Consider the following 1,872-nt stretch of genomic DNA (forward strand, 5'->3'; position numbering starts at 1 on the left):
GGCTTTTAGCCGTTCTAGGAGGCTTTAAGGAGTTGACAGACTCACTAGACCAAGACACTTTTGCGCATGCAAAGAAAAGCACACCTGCTTTTTTTGCCTGCCTCACGGCGAGTGCGGGGTGAGTTTGAGCGGGAGCACCCGCTCATTTATGGGGTCAAGCTGACACAGCTTGCAGGTTTGGGCAGCGCCCATGGTTTTATTCGTGTGGGATATAAATTTGAAAATCAGGGGGGCGAGGGAGCGAATTTTGCGACCGTACTACGACCCCCCTTTTAAGTGCCGAGTGCCAATTTTGGTTAAAAATGGTCTTCAAGCCTTTAATATCAATGGTTACAGAGTTTTAAATCTCGGCGAGTTTTCGGCGAGTTTTTAGCGAGTTTTTAGCGAAATAGAGATTTATAGCATATATTATTGACAATAATGTTGCAAAAAAGCATAATAATGGTGTACTTAAATTTGATTTAGTTTGGAGTAAAAATATGGCTACAAATAAAAAAAGAATTACGGTCAGTCTAACCGAAGATCAGTATTTTACTTTGGAAAATCTTGCGAAAGAAAAGGGTTTTTCTAAGTCTGCAATTTTAGCTTTAGCTTTAGAAAATTATTCAAGAAAGGAATTAGAACAAAAAAAATAAGCGAAAACTCGGCTTGGGCAAGACGATAGTTTCCGCTAAGCATTGTTGTTCTATCAAGGCTATTTTAACATTATGGCAAAAGACAAATCAAGATACTTCACCTTTTTGTTATATCCCGAATCTATTCCAGAAGATTGGAAATCGAAATTAGAATTAATTGGTGTTCCAATTGCTATTAGTCCATTTCATGATATGGATGAAAAAACTGATAAATCAAAATGGACACCTGATGATGTCATACGAAATGGCAAGCACTATAAAAAGCCGCATTATCATGTTGTCTATGTGGCTAAAAATCCAGTTACTGCTGATAGTGTTCGGTACAAGATTAAACAGCTTCTAGGTGATCGGAGTATCGCTAAAGTGCAAATAGTCATCAGAAGTATGGCAAGCATGTATTCATACCTTACACATGAGTCTAAAGATGCTATTGAGAAGAAAAAACATAAATATAATAAAAAAGATATTACGCTGATAAATAATTTTGATATTGATAGATATATATCGCTTGATGTGGAAGATAAAGACGACATGCTGAATGATGTTTGTGATTTGATTGATGACCATAATTTGGCAAATATGCGTGAATTGAGACGCTTTTTAAAAGCTCATGGTTCAGAATATGGCATGCCTAGTATCAAGGTCGTTAATTCGGTTTTACGTGCTCATACTGGACTGATAAGACTATATTTCGATGCTGTTTATCAGGAACGCAAGTATGGCAGAGGAGACATAGACAAAGAAACTGGCGAGATACAAGATTGATTAGTGAATAAAAAGTGGGTGCTCAATTCGAGCACCTTTTTTTGTTGTCGGCTAGCCGACTTCTGATACAGGAAATTTAGCACAAACACCATCAATTTTAATTGTGGTGTGTAAGTGCGCATTGCTTTAAAAATAGCAATGAAAAAATCAAAAGAAAATGCTAAAGGCGCACTTACACGTCATCAAAGATGACGTTGCGCTAAAACCACTAAAACCTGTATCAGATTTCGCTTTGCTCAAACAAAAACTGACTTGCGTCAGTTGGAACATTCGAAACAGTTAAAGTCCAGTCGCCAGCTCCCTCGGACTTTAACTGTTTTGAATGTTGGCCTTAAATGGCTCTAATTTGCTCTCTAAGCCATTTTAGCTGTTAAATGCATAATTAGCTGTCTGTCAACGGTAAATCGACGTAGAACGGCTTTTAGCCGTTCTAGGAGGCTTTAAGGAGTTGACAGACTCACTAGACCAAGAC

The 1,872-nt window shown here is 37.9% G+C and carries 2 protein-coding genes; both read left to right on the forward strand.

The genetic code is table 11. The annotated features are described in order from the left end of the window. The first annotated feature begins 479 nt into the window (after positions 1 to 479). Entirely contained in the window at positions 480 to 635 is a 156-nt protein-coding gene (locus FD29_RS03495; protein ID WP_003555393.1) for a ribbon-helix-helix protein, CopG family, read from the forward strand. 72 nt (positions 636 to 707) lie between these two features. Then, positions 708 to 1,400 carry a replication protein gene (locus FD29_RS03500; protein ID WP_012695376.1) on the forward strand — a complete coding sequence of 231 codons (693 nt, stop codon included), beginning with the start codon at positions 708 to 710 and terminating at the stop codon, positions 1,398 to 1,400. The last annotated feature ends 472 nt before the right edge of the window (positions 1,401 to 1,872 follow it).

The organism is Companilactobacillus mindensis DSM 14500, from assembly GCF_001434275.1.
Lineage (GTDB): Bacteria > Bacillota > Bacilli > Lactobacillales > Lactobacillaceae > Companilactobacillus > Companilactobacillus mindensis.

What these genes read in the sequence shown, in the direction of transcription:
- FD29_RS03495 (WP_003555393.1), top strand. Translation starts at nt 480, where the DNA reads ATGGCTACAAATAAAAAAAGAATTACGGTCAGTCTAACCGAAGATCAG.
- FD29_RS03500 (WP_012695376.1), top strand. Translation starts at nt 708, where the DNA reads ATGGCAAAAGACAAATCAAGATACTTCACCTTTTTGTTATATCCCGAA.